This window comes from Alphaproteobacteria bacterium LSUCC0719 (assembly GCA_040839025.1).
GTDB lineage: Bacteria > Pseudomonadota > Alphaproteobacteria > Puniceispirillales > Puniceispirillaceae > UBA8309.
Genome location: JBFPJN010000001.1, coordinates 460,219 through 478,085, shown reverse-complemented (window position 1 = coordinate 478,085; position 17,867 = coordinate 460,219). Strand labels below are relative to the sequence as shown.

Sequence of the window (17,867 nt, the reverse complement as noted above, 5' to 3'; positions counted from 1 at the left end):
CGCTTTAGGCACTATCCGCCAAGCGCCAGCAGTTCCTGAACAATCTGCTTGCAAATCGCCGGCCGGCCATCTGCTGCCGGCATTGTACGCTGCATGACAATCTTGTGGTCGGCACGCAGCTGGACCTCGCCAGCCTTGCTGGAAATCCAAGCGACAAGCTGTTCGGGTCTGGAGAATTCATTGTTGCGGAAGGCCAGCGACAGGCCTTTTGGACCGACGTCGATACGCTCCACCCCGATGCGTCGGCACAGCTGCTTCAGTTCGATTACCGCTAGCAGGTTGCGCACCGAATCCGGCACCGACCCGAACCGGTCGACAAGCTCGGCAATCAAACCATCGGCCTCGGAGGCGATATCAAGATTGGCAATCCGTCGATAGAGTGACAGCCTTACCGTAAGATCGGTGACGTAATCCTCGGGTATCCGCACCTCAAGTCCCAGATTCAGCTGCGGTGTCCAGTCCGGCTCGGTGCTGTCGGTATCACCACCGGCGCGCGCCGTCTCGACGGCCTGACGCAGCATCTCCTGATACAGCTCGACGCCAACTTCGCGTACATGGCCCGATTGCTCATCGCCCAGTAGATTGCCAGCACCACGAATATCCATGTCATAGGATGCAAGCGTAAATCCGGCACCAAGCGTATCAAGCGTCTGCATGACTTCAAGCCGACGCCGGGCATGTGGCGTCAAAAGACGGTTTGGATCCGATGTCAGATAGGCATAGGCACGCTGGCGACCACGGCCGACCCGTCCGCGAAGCTGATAGAGTTGTGATAGGCCGAACATATCCGCACGGTGGATGATCATGGTGTTCGCGGTCGGAATGTCGATCCCGGATTCCACGATATTGGTCGACAGCAGAATGTCGGCATCACCGTCGGCAAAGCGGGTCATGACGTCATCGAGTTCGGCAGCAGGCATACGGCCATGCGCCGATAGGATCCGTGCATCCGGCACAAGAACCGTCAGCCGGTCATAGACACGTTGCAGATCCTCAATGCGCGGACAGACGCAGAATACCTGACCACCCCGGAACATCTCGCGCTTGATCGCCTCGCGCAATACAACCCCGTCCCAGGGACCGACAAAGGTGCGCACCACCAGCCTGTCGACAGGCGGGGTGGCGATCAGCGACATCTCACGAACGCCCGACAGAGCCATCTGCAGCGTACGCGGAATCGGAGTTGCGGATAATGTCAGCACATGGATATCACCGCGAAGTTCCTTCAGCCGTTCCTTCTGACCGACACCGAAATGCTGCTCTTCATCGACGATCAGCAGACCGAGATTGTTGAAATTGATGGACTTTGCCAGAAGCGCATGCGTGCCGATGGCAATCTGCACATCTCCCGAAGCGATGTCGGTGCGGATCTGTCTGGCATCAGCCGCCGATGTCATCCGTGACAATACCCCTGTCTTTACCGGAAACCCGGCAAACCGGTCGGCAAAGAGCCGCCCATGCTGGCGTGCCAGAAGCGTCGTCGGCGCGACAAGCGCCACCTGATAGCCCGACATCGCGGCAATGAATGCGGCACGCAGTGCCACTTCAGTCTTGCCAAAGCCGACATCCCCGCAAATCAACCTGTCCGTTGCCCGCCCCGACGCAAGATCACCAACGACATCTTCAATCGCGCCAAGCTGGTCATCTGTCTCGACAAAGCCAAAGCGGGCGCAGAATTCCGCATAGCTTCCCGCCTCAGGTTGCAGCGGCTCGGCCTTGGCTGTCTGGCGCTGTGCCGCGATATTGATCAGCTGTTCAGCCATGATCCGGACCCGCCCCTTGATCCGCGCCACACGCGCCTGCCATGCAGCACCGCCAAGCCTGTCGAGCTGCGCGTCCGTGCCGGCACTGCCATATCGCGACAGGATCTCGATATTTTCAACCGGCAGATACAGCTTGTCGCCGCCGGCATAGACGATCTGCAGACAGTCATGCGGGCCGCCGGAGGAATCGATGATCACCAGCCCCTCATACCGGCCGATGCCATGCTCGGCATGAACGACAAGGTCTCCCTCTTCAAGCGCGCTGACTTCACGCAGGAAGTCCTCGCCGCGCCCACGACGCGCCCGTGGTCGCGACAGGCGCTGACCGAAGATATCAGTTTCGGTGATGACAACAAGCTGATCCGTTTGAAACCCGGCCTCAAGTGGCCATTCAATGAGATGAACGGCACCGGCCAACAGGTCATCAAGGCTGTCGGGATTGAGTATCTCGACACCAAGATGTTCGCGCGCCAGCTCTCCGAGCCGCGCCATCGCGCCATCACCGGCCCCCGCGATGACAATCATACGACCATCACCCTTGCGTTCGGCAGCAATGAACGCAGCGATTTCCGCCATGACGGACTGGCTTGTCTGGGAATTGGTCAGGACAATGCCCGCCCGTCCACCGGCATCATTGCCACCCTCGGCGTGTGGGTCCGGCGGCGCGGCATAGGGCATCAGACGAGCCGCAGAGGCCAGCACCCCATCCAGCTCGCCGGCATCAAGATACAATCTGTCCTGCGGCAGAGGCCGATAGGCCATGCTGCCATCCTCTTCTGCCGTATCCTGCCGCGCCGTGAAAAAATCACCAATCTGGGTCAGCCGTGCGGCGATGGCCGCATCAGCCTCATGATCGAGAACCAGTTGCCATTGCGGGCAATAATCGGTCAACCGTGCCAGTGATTCATGAAATAGCGGCAGCCAGTGTTCAGCGCCGGGATGCATCCTGGCCGCAGAGATGGATTCATACAGCGCATCACGGCTTGCCATCGCACCGAAAGCAGCGCGATACCCTGTGCGGAACCGTTCGACCGCGTCTTCATCAAGCTGGAATTCGGCAACGGGGCGCAGCACAAGCTGTTCAATCGGGGTGGCACCCCGCTGTGTGGCGGCGTCAAAGACGCGAAGCGTTTCCAGCTCATCACCGAAGAAATCGAGCCGCACAGGGGCATCACAGCCAGGCGGAAAGATGTCGAGAATTCCGCCCCGAAGTGCAAATTCGCCGGTTTCACGAACCGTATCGGTACGAAGATAACCCTGCCCGGACAGGAATTCGGCAAGCCGTGCCGGCCCGGTGCTGTCCCCGGGCCGCAGGATCAATGACCGGTCGGCGAAATATTCGGTTGTCGGCACACGTTGCAGCAACGCATTCACCGTTGTGACGAGAAGCGAACCACCGCTTGCGGAATGATCGGTCTCGGCAAGACGCGCCAATGTTTCGACCCGTTGTCCAACAAGCGCGTTCTGCGGGGACAACCGGTCATAGGGAAGACAGTCCCACGCCGGAAAGACATATAGCGCGGCAGTATTGCCGAGCCGCGCCATGGCATCGCGCATGGCGAACATCCGGGCATCGTCACGGGCGACATAGACGATGCGGCGCCCCTCGGCAAGCCAGCGTTTCATGGCCAGCATGCCGACCCCGTCAGGGACGCCCCATACTACCCCTTCAGGCTTTATATAATTAATTATATCAGACAATTATAAAACGTTCCTAAACTCTTTAATCAATTCAAGCACCGCGGTGTCATACCGTGCCGGCACCACCTCTGTACCGCTGACCCACAAATAGATCTGACCGTCACCCGCATCGAGAAGATCCTCGTAAAGGTCGAGGTCATCATCGGAAAGGCCGGCAAGGTGGTCTGCCGCAAAGCGTCCGAGAAGAAGGTCGGTTTCCTTCATGCCTGTATAGCTGGACTGGTAGACCAGTCGGCGAATTCTGGTGGCGCGGGATTCGGACATTGTTATCGACTTCCAGACATCTGTTGCTTCGGACAGGACCCGGCCTGTCGGGGCAATATGGCGCTGTTCGTCGACAAAGCAATGGTTTTTCCCTGATCCGGGCGGTTTCCTTCCGGCCATTTTGTCACGGCAGGCAGTCATCCAGTGGCGATGGCGTTTTGTCATGAGGCAGCTTTCCTGTAGTCTGGAAGGCACCCAGCGCGCGAATGACAAGCCATGCATCCGAAACGACCAACGGAAATTTTTGCCCTGTTCGCCGCCACCACGGTTCTTCCCGGGGTGGGGCCGAAATTGGCTGGAATTCTGGAAAAGCGCATTGGCGCACATGTCATTGACCTGCTTCGCCATCTCCCGGTCGGGTTGATCGACCGCCGGTCCCGTCCGTCGCTTGGCGAGGTTGTTGACGGCAGCACCGCTACGTTTGAAATTCTGGTGGTCAAGCATGATCGCCCCCCACCCGGAACACGCAGACCATGGCGGGTGATCACGGAAAACGAAACAGGCAGGCTGGACATCATCTTTTTTCACGCCCGCGATGATTATGTGGCGCGGGCATTGCCGGCGGGCGAAAGGCGGATTGTCAGCGGCCGCGTGGAAATCAGGCAGGGCCGCGCCCAGATGGCCCACCCGGATCATATCGTCGACCCGGATAACAAGGCCGAGATGCCGCTGATCGAGCCCGTCTACCCTCTTACCGCCGGCCTGACACCAAAACCGTTGCGGCGCGCCATCGAAGGCGCACTGACCCGGGTTCCGAAATTGCCGGAATGGATACCTGACAGCCTGATGAAGGAACGGAACTGGCCGGACTTTGCCTCGGCCATGCACAAAGTTCACCACCCGCAGACAGGTGATGAGCTGTTGCCGCTGGCAGCCGCGCGAAGCCGCCTTGCCTTTGATGAACTGCTTGCCAACCAACTGGCCCTCGCGCTTGTTCGCCATGCCGCCGCCGAAGCCATGCCGGGTCGTTGCTTTGCCGGCACAGCTGCGCTGACACAGGCCCTGCTCGACAGCTTGCCTTTTGCGCTGACCGGCGCGCAGCGCCGTGCCATCGACGAAATCCGCGCCGACCAGATATCCGCGCAGCGAATGCTGCGGATGCTGCAGGGGGATGTTGGGTCGGGCAAGACGCTGGTGGCGCTGTTCGCGATGCTTCATGCCGTGGAGTCCGGCGCGCAGGCGGCGCTTCTTGCCCCCACCGAAGTTCTGGCGCGCCAGCACCACATCACCATCAACAGGTTTCTGGCACCACTGGGCATTGAGGCAAGGCTGCTGCTTGGCCAGGGTCGCGGCGGCGACCGCAAATCGGTGATCAATGATCTTGCCGACGGAACAGCGCAGATCGTCATCGGCACGCATGCGCTGATTTCCGAGAATGTCATCTATCACGATCTTGGGCTTGCCGTTGTCGATGAACAGCATCGCTTTGGCGTGCGTCAGCGGATTTTGCTTGGGCAGAAGGGTCAGGGTGTCGATGTCATCGTGATGACGGCGACGCCGATCCCGCGATCACTGGCCATGACTGCCTATGGTGACCTCAACCAGTCGCGGCTTGATGAAAAACCTGCCGGCAGACTGCCAATCGACACACGCGCCCTGCCTCTGGACAGGCTTGGGGATGTGGTGGCGCGTCTGCGTGCGGCACTGGCGTCGGGCCGCCGCGCCTACTGGATCTGCCCGCTGGTCGAAGAGTCGGAAAAAATCGATGTTGCCGCCGCCGAAGACCGTTTCGCCGCCCTGGCAACCACGCTTCCCGAAATCGGTGTCGCCCTTGCCCATGGAAAAATGAAAGCAGGCGAACGTGATGATGCCATGCAGCGTTTCCGAAGCGGCGAGGTACAATTGCTTGTCGCAACAACCGTTGTCGAGGTGGGGGTCGATGTTCCAGAAGCCAGCGTCATCATCATCGAACATGCCGAGAGGTTCGGGCTGGCCCAACTTCACCAGCTTCGCGGGCGCGTTGGCAGAAGCGATACGGCGTCATCCTGTCTGTTGCTCTATCAGCCGCCCCTGTCAGAGACGGCGACGGCGCGGCTTGATGTCATGCGGCAGACCAATGACGGCTTCGTCATTGCCGAGCGGGACCTGGAGCTTCGTGGCCCCGGCGAATTCCTTGGCCAGCGCCAATCCGGCGTCCCGGAATTCATCCTTGCCGATCTGGCAGCACATCAGGATTTGCTGGCATTGGCGCGCGATGTGGCGCGCGGCATGGTCGGACCGGACAACCGCCCTGTCGACCAGGCCCAGTGCGATCTTCTGCTGAGCCTGTTTGAACGCGACAGCGCCGTCAGGTTCCTTGCCTCTGGCTAGCGTGCGCTGCCTGTATTTGGTGGACGGCGCGTGGCGGCCTTCTTGGCGCGGGTTCGGCCAGTGGTCGAACGACCTGATGCAGCCTTGGCCGTTGCCTTCGTTTTTGTCTTAGTTTTTGTCTTTGACGCTTTCCTACCGGTCTTGGCGGCACGTGTCTTGGCCTGACCGTTCGTCGCGGCACTATCACCCTTGTCACCGCGCTTGCTGGCGGCGGCATCCGAAGGGTGGACGATGCCACCCGACACCACCAGTTTCACCGCATCCTCAACCGACATTTCGAGATAGATAATCTCGTCCCGCGGGCAGAACAGCAGAAACCCGGATGTCGGATTTGGTGTCGTCGGAATAAAGACATTCACCATCTCGATGTCGATATTCTCGGCGACCTCGCCTCTGGTACTTCCGGTCACAAACCCGATGACCCACAAGCCCCGCCGCGGATATTCCACAAGCACGGCGTCACGAAACGCATCGGACTGGGTCGAAATGACCGTTTCAAGTATCTGTTTGCTGGCCCCATAGATTGACCGCACGATGGGCATCCGGTTGAGGATCGATTCACCAAGCCGGATGATCCAGCGGCCAAGAAACCCGGCCGCGATCGCACCGATCAGCGTGATCAGCAGCAAACCGATGATCAGCCCGGCACCTGGAACATTGGCAAAGATAAGCTGATTGAAACCGGGCAGGATGCTGGCGACCTGGCCGTCGATCAACTCGATGGCGGCCCAGGTAATATAAACCGTCAGCAAAACCGGGGCGGTAACAAGCAGCCCGGTCAGGAACCAGGACCGCAAACGCGCCAGAATCCCGGTGCGTTTCACCGGTGTCTGTCCAGGTGCCTTGGTCATGTCGGGATCCTTTCGATGGGGTGACGGCGATGATAATGCTGAGAAATAACATTTCGCGCAAGGGGATGACGCGATATGCGCGAGGATGATTGCCGGGCCTCGTCAAACAGGCCAGAATACAGAAACTTCACAAGCAGGATTTTGCACCAATGGCAGCCGGCCACCCACCCGTTTCCTCGTCTGAAATGCTTCACCAGCTCGACCGCATCATCGAAATCATGCGCCGGCTTCGTGATCCCGAAACAGGATGCCCCTGGGATGTGGAACAGGATTTTGCGACCATCGCGCCCTACACGATCGAAGAGGCATATGAAGTCGCAGATGCCATTCACCGCGAAGACGTGGATGACATTCGTGATGAGCTTGGTGACCTGTTGCTGCAGGTGGTCTTTCATGCCCGTATTGCCGAAGAGGCCGGCCTGTTCACACTTGCCGATGTGGCCCGTGGCATCTGTGAAAAGATGATTGAACGCCACCCCCATGTCTTTGCCGATGAAGCACGTCCGGAATCAGCCCAGCAGAGCCGCCGCTGGGAAGATATCAAGGCCGCAGAACGGGCACGCCGCGGGCAGACAGGCGTGCTTGATGATGTTGCCGCCGGACTGCCGCCGATGCTCAGGGCCTTGAAGCTGCAGAAACGTGCCGCCAGGGTCGGGTTCGACTGGCCGGACATTGCGCCGGTGATCGACAAGCTTCATGAGGAAACAAATGAACTTCGTGACGAACTTGCGCGACCACAGGTGGACAAGGCCAAGGTCGAGGACGAGGTCGGTGATGTCCTGTTCGTCGCCGTCAATCTGGCGCGCCAGGCCGGCATCGATCCCGAAACAGCCTTGATGGCCTGCAACAGCAAGTTCGAAAAAAGATTCAGATACATAGAACAACAAGTTGAAAAATCAGGAAAAAACATGCGCGAAACATCTCTTGATGAGATGGAGGCACATTGGCAGGACGCAAAACAGGTTCGCTAGGTCTGAATCAGAGCCAGATCCGATCCCGAAGAGATTCCCACGATCGCCGATCCGGCGCGACCATGAAGCCTCGCTGATATCCGGCGTTGAAAGCCGCGTCATCATCGATCATGGCGGCGTGGGCACCGGCTTCCCGGCACAACAGGTCTACCGGCGCATGATCCCACGGTGTACAGGAGCAATGCAGCAGGAATTGCAGCCTGCCGCTGGCAATTTCCGTTCCCATTATGCCCGTGCTGCCAACAAACCACCGACCGGGCAGACCACGAAGCCGCGTGCGCAGGATATCGCGGCGCGGCTGTACGGTTCCAATGATATTGGCACCGCCCGTCATTTCATCTGGATGCCAGTTTCGTGGTGCAAGGTTCAGCCGTTGCTGGTGGCCATCACTATCGGCAACAAAGGCACCGCCGCCAGCCATTGCAGAATAAAGCCGGTCCTGAAGCGGAACATAGATCCAGCTGCGGACCGGTCTGCCATGTTCCAAAAGCGCCACCATGCTGCAGAAGCGGTCGATTCCCTTGACGAAATTGCCAGTTCCATCGACGGGATCAACTGTCCACGCAACCGGCGCTGTGGCACGTTTGCGAACGTCCGGATCGACAGCGCAGGCCTCCTCGCCGACCACTTCACCATCGATCAGATCCCGAAGCCGGGGGGTAAGAAAAGCTTCAGCCTCGCGGTCAGTGACGGTAACAAGATCCGTCGGGCTGGATTTTGCCTCGACATCACCCTGTGACAGCTGGCCATAGCGGGGCATGACGAACCGCGCGCAGGCGTTACGCATAAGCGCGCCGATCGCGGTATCGAGATCATCCCCAGAATGTGTCAACGAAACAGGAACCTGTTAGTCCTCGTCCGGCTCTGCCAAGGCGTCTTCGTCGTCAAGCTCATGAAGCTGAATGGGCGCCATCGGCATGATCGTCGAGATGGCATGCTTGTAGACCAGCTGCACATGCTGGTCGCGCTTGAGCAGGATCGAAAAATTGTCAAACCAGGTGATGATGCCCTGAAGCTTCACCCCATTAACAAGAAAAACTGTGACAGATGCGTGTGATTTGCGGACATTATTCAGAAAAAGTTCCTGCAGGTTCCGGCTCTTATCGTTGGCCATTGATCGCCCTCCTGATTCCACTCTAACCGGAAGACGGACGCGACACAATGCCGCGCATCAAATAGAACCCGGCAACAGGCCGCCAGCCTTGGCAAACAGGCTTGGCAACCGGGGCAAAATCGACACAGCCGAGATCAGAAGAAATCGAGGCGGACCGACAAAAGTTTCTCGACAAGCGGGATCCGACCCCGGGCGGCAAATATGGCAACCGTGTCACCAGCCTCGATGACCGTATCACCGCGCGCCGGGATGACTTCGTCACCCCGCATGATCCCGCCAATCGCGACACCCTTGGGAATTTTCGCCTCTCGAAGCGACTTCCCGACCAGAAGCGATGATGGCAACGCTTCTGCCTCGATAACCTCGCCAAGATCCTCGACAACCGGGTGAACATCCCTGATCTTGCCACGACGCACATGTTCGAGGATCGAAGAGACGGTGATCTGGGACGGGTTGATCACGGCATCGACGCCAAGTGCCGACACCAGAGGAATGAAACCAGGCGTATTTACCAGAGCCACCGCATGCATGGCGCCATTTCGTTTCGCCAACAACGCGGACAGGATATTCACCTCGTCATCATCGGTAACCGACACGAATGTTTCGGTCCTGTGAACACCGGCTTCGGCCAGAATGCCGCTGTCGAGCGCGTCACCATGCATCACCCCGCCGACCCGCAGCCCTTCGGCAAGCAACCTGGCGCGGACAGGATCCTTTTCGATGATCTGCACCCTGGTATTCTCGAACTCCGCCTCGATCCTGTTGATCAGCATCTGGCCAATGGCCCCACCACCGGCAATGATAACAGACCGCGCTTCTGGCTCTTCATGCGCAAATGTCGCCATGGCACGGCTGAGATGCGCCGAATCACAGACGAAATACACACGATCACCTGCCACCATCATTTCGGCGCCATCACGCGGCAAGGTCAGTTTACCATCCCTGATAATCGCAAGAATGGTCATCGACAGGTCGGGAAACAGATTGGTCAGATGCCGGATCGGCGTGTCGATGATCGGGCTTTCATCGGTACATTGAACGCCGACCAGATTCATCCTGCCGCCGCACATATCCTTGACGTCGAAGGCACCTGGAACTCGGATCTGGTTGCCAACCGCAGCAGACACTTCGGCTTCCGGCGAAATGATATGGTCGATCGGCAGCTGATCCGGTGAATAGAGATCACCATAGATCGGGTCCAGATAGGGCTGATGCCGAATTCTGGCGATTTTAACCGGGGTGTTGAAGATCGTATGCGCCACCTGGCAGGCGACCATATTGACCTCGTCCGACTCGGTCACCGCGATCAAGAGTTCGGCATCCCGCGCACCAGCCTCCGACAGGATGTCGGGATACGAGGCTGTGCCAACGACACCATGCACGTCCACCTGATCGGTTATGCGTTGAATTTTTTCGGCCGACGCATCAATGACCGTGACGTCGTTTTGTTCTTCGGCGAGATACGCGGCAATTCCGGCACCAACAAGGCCAGCACCGCAAATAACGATTTTCATCCCTCACCACCTTCTTCAGAAGACATGGACTTGTCCAGTGACACGCCAAGCGAACGCAGCTTTCGGTGCAGCGCGGAACGTTCCATGCCAACGAAACCCGCCATTCTTGATACATTGCCGTCAAAGCGTCGAAGCTGGGCACTCATATATTCCGTCTCGAAAGCCTCGCGGGCATCGCGAAGTGGCAACGCAATAAGCGCATCCATATCAGAATTGCCACCGGCAGGCGAGTTGTTCTGAATTTGCGGTGGCAGCGACGCAAGCCCCAGCGGTTCAGACCTATCGGGTGGGGCGAGGATGATCATATTCTCGATCGTATTCAGCATCTGGCGGATATTGCCAGGCCAGTTATAGCCCTGCATGGCCGCCAGAACCTCGTCACTGAACTTGATTTTCGAAAGGCCGGTTCGCCGCGACACGATGTCAACGAAATGACGCGCCAATGGCGGAATGTCCTCCCGCCGTTCAGCCAGAGCAGGCATTGTCAGCGGCACGACACCAAGCCGGTAATACAAATCGTCGCGCAGGTTTCCAGCGGCGATTTCAGCAGCCAGATCACGGCTGGATGCAGAAATCACACGGACATCGACGGACACTTCCTTGTTGCCACCAACGCGCCGAAATCGCTGTTCGGCTACCGCACGAACGATCTTGCCCTGGGTTTCCAGAGGCAAATCGCATATCTCGTCAAAATAAAGGGTTCCCTTGTGGGCTTGCTCGAACAGACCGACAATCCGTCGGCTGCTTCCCAGATGCTCCGACCCGAACAATTCGACATCGGCGCTTTCGACACCAAGTCGCGCGCAGTTTGCAACAATGAATCTGGCATCCCGCCGGTCCGAATGATGATGGATCACGCGGGCCGCCAGCTCCTTGCCGGTGCCGTTGGCACCGCTGATCAGAACGCGGCTTGCGGTTGGCGCAATCCGCTCGATCGCCGACCGGATCGACTTCATTGCCGGAGACACCCCAATCAGCGCCGGTTCGCTGTCTTCGCTAACCTTTTCCCGCAGTTCGGCATTCTCGCGTTCAAGCCGACTGACCTCCAGCGCGCGCCGCACCATCAAAAGCAACCTGTCTTCCTTGAACGGCTTCTCGATAAAATCGAACGCGCCATTGCGAATGGCCTGCACCGCCGTCTCGATGGTGCCGTGGCCTGAAATCATCAGAACGGGAACTTCGGGATAGACGCCCTTTACCCACTCGAGAAGCTCCAGCCCGTCCATGTCGGAATCACGCATCCAGATATCAAGGATGGCAAGACCAGGTGGCTTTGCAGCAAGGATGTCACGCGCCTCGCCGGCTGTTGCCGCCTCGACGGTCGGATAGCCCTCGTCGCGCAAGGTCGCGCCGATCAGCGATCGAATATCGCGTTCATCATCGACGATCAGAATGTCGCCGGTCGTCATCATGCGCCTGTCTCCGGTTCGTCATGGCACGGCAGCGAAATTACAACGCGGGCTCCGCCCTGCTCGGCATCCACAAGTTCAAGCTCGCCGGCATGGTCCTGAATGATCTTGCTCACAATCGCCAGTCCCAGACCGGTACCCTTGTCGCGTTTCGTCACATAGGGCTCAAGCAGGCTGGCCCTGTCAATATCCGGGAAGCCCGGCCCGTTGTCGGTTACACGCAGAACAAGGAACCCGTCTCTTACAGCCAGATCAATCTTCACCACAGGTGTGGCGACTTTATGTTCGGCAAGACTGTCCAGCGCGTTCTGGATGATGTTTGTAAGTGCCTGGCGCAACAATCCCGCATCGCCAATAACCAGGTCGGCCTTGTCCGGATCGCCAAGGTCAAGGTCGAACGCCACGCCCTGACCGTCGAAAAGGCCAACCTGGCCAAGCACCAGATCGCGAAAGGACAGCTGCTTCATAACCGGCTGCGGCATTCGGGCAAAGGCCGAGAATTCATCAACCATACGGCCGATATCATCCACCTGTCGGCCAATGATGGACAGATATTCCGAAAATTGCTCGCTGGCCTGTTCGTCGTCAGGCTTGTATTTGCGTCGCAGCCTGTCGGCCGCAAGCTGTATCGGCGTCAAAGGGTTCTTGATTTCATGCGCAATCCGCCGCGCCACATCCGACCAGGCGGCCTTTCGCTGCGCTGTCAGCAGGTCGGTTACATCGTCGAAGGTAACAACATAACCAATCACCCGGCCATCGACCCTTTCCGTTGCGATCCGCGCCCGCAAGGTCATCCGCGCACCGCCTCGCGTCAGGATGATCTGCTCTTCGACAATCTTGTTGCGGCGGGCGGCACCTGCCGCAGTCAGGCTTGCAAATTCGGGGACAACATCTTCCAGCCGTCGGCCAATCAATTCGGCATCATCAATCTGAAGCAGCTGTCTTGCGGCAAGGTTCGGCAATGTCACCTTGTGTGTTGCATCCAGACCGATGACCCCGGAAGACACACCACCCAGTACCGCCTCGGTGAATTCCCGACGCCGGTCAATCTGCATATTGGCCTGAACAAGCTGTTCACGACTTCGGGTCAGCTCATCCAGCATGTTGTTGAAAGACAGGCCCAGCCGCGCGATTTCATCAACTTCAAGCCCTGCCGGCACACGCTCCGACAGGTTGCCGCCACGCACCTGCTCCGCCACCGAAATGACCGAGCCGAGAGGCTCTACAATGGCGTTGGCAAGGTTCAGCCCGATCCACAGCGCGGTAATCAGAAGCAATGCCAGAATGAGCCCGAACACTGTGGCAAAGCTGACCTGAAGATCAAGCTGACGAATTCCAAGCTGCTGATAGTCGGCAGCCGCAAGACGGGTGCTATCGACAGCATCGAGAACGGACCGGTCGATGAACCGCCCGACAAACAGATAGGCATCGACAAAGCTGTTCAGCTTGACCGCAGCGCGAAGCTTGTTTGTCTGGTCACCACGCAGAATGACCACCTCGCCATTGCGCGCCTTTTCCAGCCAGTCACCCCCGATATTTGTGAATGTTACGGCAAATGCGAACCGTGACTGCGCCACGACCTGGCCTGTCCCGTCAAGAATGATGGCCTCGGACAGATTGCGCAGCGCGGTCTGGTTGGTCAGGTACTGATCCAGCAGGTTCGGCTCCGACAGCAGCTTGAACGCTTCACGATTGACATCATTGGCGATCGTCAGGACATCGCTTCGAATAGAACTCGAATGTTCCTCGAAATAGGAATCCGCCACCTGTACCGATCCGGTCACCGCAGTTGAAATCCGGTCGGCGAACCAGCCACGCAGCGAGTAATCAACCACAAACAGCGCGAACAGCGTGGTGATCACGGCCGGAAGCGCCGCCACACCGCCAAACAACAGCGCCAGCCGCCAGTGAAGCTGATAGCCGGCCATTTTCCGGCGACGTTCGGACAACAGCCGCAAGATCTGCCGGATCACGAATCCGGCAACAATCAGCACAGCCACCACATCGATCACGATCAATGTGGTCAGCAGATTGCTGTCGGTCCTGACCGGATCGAATTGCGAGAGCTGATAGATCGTCAGGATGCCGATGGCCAGCGCCACCAAAACAGCAAAATAACCGATCCGGTTTTCCGAAAACTGCAGAAGAACCCCGCGGCGGGTTGTGCCGGCAACACTGCTCATCGGCCCGACCATATGCCAAGTTCCTGGATGCGCTTGCGCAGGGTATTCCTGTTAATACCCAGAATTTCAGCCGCCTTGACTTGATTGCCGCGGGTCAATTCAAGTGTCGCGACAATCAGCGGATGTTCCACCTCGCGAAGAATACGGGCATGCAGACCGGGTGGGGGCTGCGCGCCATCAAGGGCCTCGAAATATTTGCGAATATGCTGGTCAACCGAATGCGACAGGCTCTCCACCTCGATTGGCTGTGCCTCGACTTCGCGTATGGCCGCAAGCTCACGTTCAACCATCTCGGCGGAAATGACATCCTCGCCGACAAGCACCAGGAGACGACGCACCAGATTTTCCAGTTCGCGGACATTGCCAGGCCAGCTCCACGAGGCCAGCGCCCGGATACCATCCGGCGCAAACCGCCTGACAGGCAGACCACCAGCCGCCGCCTGTTTCAGGAAATGATTGACCAGCGGGCCAATATCCTCGGTTCGTTCCCGAAGCGGTGGCAGGCGGAGCGGCACCACATTCAACCGATAGAACAGATCCTCGCGGAACAATCCCTGCTGCATCAATTGCTGCAGATTCTGGTTGGTTGCCGCAATAATCCGCACATTGGCCCTGACCGGGCGGTTGGCCCCGACAGGAAGATATTCACCATCCTGCAACACCCTCAGCAGGCGTGTCTGCGCCTCTGGCGGCATATCTCCGACCTCGTCCAGGAACAGGCTGCCTCCCTCGGCCTGTTCAAACCGACCGGACATGCGACTGTCGGCACCGACAAACGCCCCCTTCTCATGCCCGAAAAGCTCGGACTCGACCAGATTGCGGGGAATCGCCGCCATATTGATCGGCACAAACGGCCCAGCGCGCCGGGACCCAAGATCGTGAAGCGCGCGCGCCACCAACTCCTTGCCGGTGCCGCTTTCCCCGGTGATCAGCACCGTCAGATCAGTGCCGACGACACGGGCCATAGCCTTGAAGATATCCTGCATGGGCGCCGAGCGTCCAACAAGCGGCCCGCCTTCCTCGAACGCCGTCGGGGTGGCGGCTGGACGCGACTGCCCGATGCTGCTCACCGCACGGCTTGTCGCTTCGACAAGACTCCGCAATTCAAATGGCTTTGGCAGATATTCGAACACACCTGTCTGCTGGGCCTTGACCGCAGTCAGAAGCGTGGAACGCGCACTCATCACAATAACCGGCATGTCAGGGCGTTTTTGCTGGATACGAGGCAGGATATCCAGCGCATCACCGTCCGGCAGCCCGATATCGGAAATCAGAACATCACCGCGCCCGGCCTCGATCAGTTTCCACAGCCCGGCGGCGGTGCCACTCGACTGGACCGTATAGCCCTGTCGTGCCAGCGCCTGCTGAACAACAAGGCGCACCGACTTGTCATCCTCGGCAACCAGGATATGCGCCGGTTTTTCGGTCATCCCGCCAGTCCTTCTCGAGATGGTCCTTCTCCAGATGGCCCTTCCCCTGCCAGTCGTTCTCCTGCCGGTCGTTCACCTGCTGGCGGGAAATTCAGCCTGAATACGGTACGGCCCGGCACCGTATCGACCTCGACAAGCCCGCCATGGTCGGCGACAACACTTGCCACCAGCGCCAACCCAAGACCGCTGCCACCGGATTTTCCAGACACAAACGGGTCGAAGATGTGATCGCGAAGATCAGGCGCGATGCCTGGACCGTGATCAATGATTTCGACCTGAATTGGCACATGAAGACGCGCCATCCCTGTCCCGGAAAGTCGACGCCCCCGTGCATAGGATGTCTTGACGAAAATTTCTATTTTTTTATCAGTAGCTTCAAAGGCATTCTTGATAATGTTTAGAAACGCCTGAATAAGCAGATCACGATGTCCCTCAACCGGCGGCAATGACGGATCATAGCGGCGCGTCACGGTGACAGTGTCGCCAAAGCTGGCCTGTGAGACCCGCAGGCAGTGATCAAGAACTTCATGGATATTGACCGGGCTGAGTGCCACCTGCCCCCCACCGGCAAAGCCTTCCATCCTGTCAAGAAGCGCCGTTACGCGATTGGTTTCCTCGACAATCATGTTGGCGAATTCCTGATTTTCCGCCGACAGGTCGGCCTGAAGAAGCTGCGCTGCGCCCTTGATCCCGGCAAGCGGGTTTTTCACCTCATGGGCCAGCAAGGCGGCCATGGCCGAAATCGACCTTGCCGCGCCGTGAAACATCGATTGTCCGCGCAACCGCTCCGCCAATGCGCGTTCCTGAAGTGTGACAAGCATCCGCCCTTCATGCGTCCGCCGATCGCCAAACGGTGTGATCTGAACATTCAGAAGCTTCAGACCGATGCGGGGGCTGGCCACCTCAATTCCCTGATCGGCAACCGATGCCATTTGCTTTCGTGACCGTGCAAGAAGCGCCAGGAGGCTGGAATCAGCCGGTATCTGGGCCGCTACCGCAGTGCCTTGCAGCATCGCCTCGCTTGAATCAAAGAACATCTCGGCGGCATGGTTCAGAAAAATGAACCGGTCTTCATTATCAAGAACAAATACCGGGTTCGGCAGGCTGGCAAGAATATGCGCCGCGTCGGCCTGCCAGGCAGGATGGTTCACATCATCCATCATGCCGCTGCTGCCGCCTCCTGATCTTCACGAAGGCCGAGAAAGAACCGGTCCACGGCCCTGAACACCTCGATGGCATCGGTTGTGTTGTTGGCCACATCGCGCAGGTCTGCCGCCCCGGCAAGGCCATGCGCGTACCAGGCAATATGCTTGCGCGCCAGACGCATCGCCGGCGCCCCGTAATGTGTCAGCATGTCGTCAAGATGGCATTGCATCATTTCATGCCGCTCGGCGATTGTCGGGTCACGGCGTACCGGTCGGCCGGCATGGGCATCCCCCGCCTGAGCCAACAGCCAGGGGCGTCCCTGCGCGCCGCGCCCAATCATTACCCCGGCAGCTGTGCTTTGCCGCAGCGCCGATCCTACATCGTCAATATCGCGGATATCACCATTCACGATGACCGGCAGCGACACTGCCTCGACAACGCCGCGAACAGCGGCCCAGTCCGCCTCGCCGTTATACATCTGACAGCGTGTGCGCCCATGAACGGCGATCATCTGGATCCCGGCATTTTCCGCCAGACACGCAATCGTCACCGCGTTGTGGCTTTGATCATCCCACCCAAGCCGCATTTTCAGCGTGACCGGAATATCAACCGCCTTCACGACCGCCTCGAGGATGGCTCCTGCCAGCGGTTCATCACGCATCAGCGCTGATCCGGACAACCGACCGGTCACCTTCTTTGCCGGACACCCCATGTTGATATCGATGAATGTCGCGCCAAGATCGGCAGCGATGCGGGCGGCCTCGGCCATGACCTGTGGCTCCCATCCGGCAAGCTGCACAGACAGCGGCGCTTCGCTGACCGTATCGGTCCGCAATTTGCGCATTTCCGAGCGAACCTCGCGAAGGATTGCCGCGCTGGCAATCATTTCGGTGACCACAAGTCCGCCTCCGGCGCGCCTGACAGCCCGTCTGAACGGCATGTCGGTCACTCCCGACATTGGTGCCAGAATGGCAGCATGCGGCAGTTCCGTGGATCCGACAATCAAGGTCATCGCTATGTTACCCCAAACGGCATGGCGGCATTGTCATCAGCCAAACGAGCCGTTGCTTAAATTTCAGGCAATATGCACCATATCAAGGCAGGACTTCCAGCCCTTTTCCCCGTCCGGTGCGGTATTCCGCCAATCCCGGAAACCGGTGCCGGGGTTATACCGGCCATCACAACCCGAATTATCATAGACTTTGGGCCGA

Annotated in this window: 13 protein-coding genes; 2 read left to right on the top strand and 11 right to left on the bottom strand. The window is 58.7% G+C overall.

From position 1 onward, the window contains the following. Positions 1 to 11 precede the first annotated feature (11 nt). Both mfd and AB3X55_02280 read right to left on the bottom strand, forming a co-directional pair. A complete protein-coding gene (gene mfd / locus AB3X55_02285) occupies positions 12 to 3,398 on the bottom strand; it encodes a transcription-repair coupling factor (GenBank protein ID MEX0502407.1) in 3,387 nt (1,128 codons plus the stop codon). Between the two features lie 66 nt (positions 3,399 to 3,464). Beyond that, positions 3,465 to 3,893: a succinate dehydrogenase assembly factor 2 gene (locus AB3X55_02280; protein ID MEX0502406.1), complete on the bottom strand. Its 429-nt coding sequence runs from the start codon at positions 3,891 to 3,893 to the stop codon at positions 3,465 to 3,467. Between the two features lie 51 nt (positions 3,894 to 3,944). On the opposite strand from AB3X55_02280, the gene recG reads away from it, so the two are divergent. Beyond that, positions 3,945 to 6,038, top strand: a complete 2,094-nt coding sequence (gene recG, locus AB3X55_02275) for an ATP-dependent DNA helicase RecG (protein ID MEX0502405.1) — start codon at positions 3,945 to 3,947, stop codon at positions 6,036 to 6,038. Here the strand turns inward: recG and AB3X55_02270 are convergent. Continuing rightward, positions 6,035 to 6,889 carry a DUF502 domain-containing protein gene (locus tag AB3X55_02270; GenBank protein ID MEX0502404.1) on the bottom strand — a complete coding sequence of 285 codons (855 nt, stop codon included), beginning with the start codon at positions 6,887 to 6,889 and terminating at the stop codon, positions 6,035 to 6,037. The genes recG and AB3X55_02270 overlap by 4 nt on opposite strands. A 149-nt stretch (positions 6,890 to 7,038) precedes the next feature. Here AB3X55_02270 and mazG point away from each other — a divergent pair, with 149 nt between their 5' ends. Beyond that, positions 7,039 to 7,860 (top strand): nucleoside triphosphate pyrophosphohydrolase, encoded by an 822-nt coding sequence (gene mazG, locus AB3X55_02265; GenBank protein MEX0502403.1) that lies wholly within the window; start codon positions 7,039 to 7,041, stop codon positions 7,858 to 7,860. A gap of 7 nt (positions 7,861 to 7,867) precedes the next feature. On the opposite strand, the gene AB3X55_02260 is transcribed toward mazG, so the two are convergent. The 8 genes from AB3X55_02260 to dusB form a co-directional block, all read right to left on the bottom strand. After that, positions 7,868 to 8,692, bottom strand: a complete 825-nt coding sequence (locus AB3X55_02260) for an inositol monophosphatase (GenBank protein ID MEX0502402.1) — start codon at positions 8,690 to 8,692, stop codon at positions 7,868 to 7,870. Between the two features lie 15 nt (positions 8,693 to 8,707). Further along, positions 8,708 to 8,974, bottom strand: coding sequence for an RNA chaperone Hfq (gene hfq / locus AB3X55_02255; GenBank protein MEX0502401.1), 267 nt, complete (start codon positions 8,972 to 8,974; stop codon positions 8,708 to 8,710). A 134-nt stretch (positions 8,975 to 9,108) separates the two neighbouring features. After that, positions 9,109 to 10,488 carry a Trk system potassium transporter TrkA gene (trkA, locus tag AB3X55_02250; GenBank protein ID MEX0502400.1) on the bottom strand — a complete coding sequence of 460 codons (1,380 nt, stop codon included), beginning with the start codon at positions 10,486 to 10,488 and terminating at the stop codon, positions 9,109 to 9,111. Then, positions 10,485 to 11,900 (bottom strand): sigma-54-dependent transcriptional regulator, encoded by a 1,416-nt coding sequence (locus AB3X55_02245; GenBank protein ID MEX0502399.1) that lies wholly within the window; start codon positions 11,898 to 11,900, stop codon positions 10,485 to 10,487. The genes trkA and AB3X55_02245 overlap by 4 nt, the downstream gene beginning before the upstream one ends. Continuing rightward, positions 11,897 to 14,080, bottom strand: a complete 2,184-nt coding sequence (locus tag AB3X55_02240) for an ATP-binding protein (protein ID MEX0502398.1) — start codon at positions 14,078 to 14,080, stop codon at positions 11,897 to 11,899. Before AB3X55_02240 ends, AB3X55_02245 begins: the two co-directional genes overlap by 4 nt. Continuing rightward, entirely contained in the window at positions 14,077 to 15,510 is a 1,434-nt protein-coding gene (gene ntrC, locus AB3X55_02235) for a nitrogen regulation protein NR(I) (GenBank protein MEX0502397.1), read from the bottom strand. The genes AB3X55_02240 and ntrC overlap by 4 nt, the downstream gene beginning before the upstream one ends. Next, entirely contained in the window at positions 15,507 to 16,673 is a 1,167-nt protein-coding gene (locus AB3X55_02230) for a nitrogen regulation protein NR(II) (protein ID MEX0502396.1), read from the bottom strand. Before AB3X55_02230 ends, ntrC begins: the two co-directional genes overlap by 4 nt. Further along, positions 16,670 to 17,668 carry a tRNA dihydrouridine synthase DusB gene (gene dusB, locus AB3X55_02225; protein ID MEX0502395.1) on the bottom strand — a complete coding sequence of 333 codons (999 nt, stop codon included), beginning with the start codon at positions 17,666 to 17,668 and terminating at the stop codon, positions 16,670 to 16,672. The genes AB3X55_02230 and dusB overlap by 4 nt, the downstream gene beginning before the upstream one ends. Positions 17,669 to 17,867: the final 199 nt, after the last annotated feature.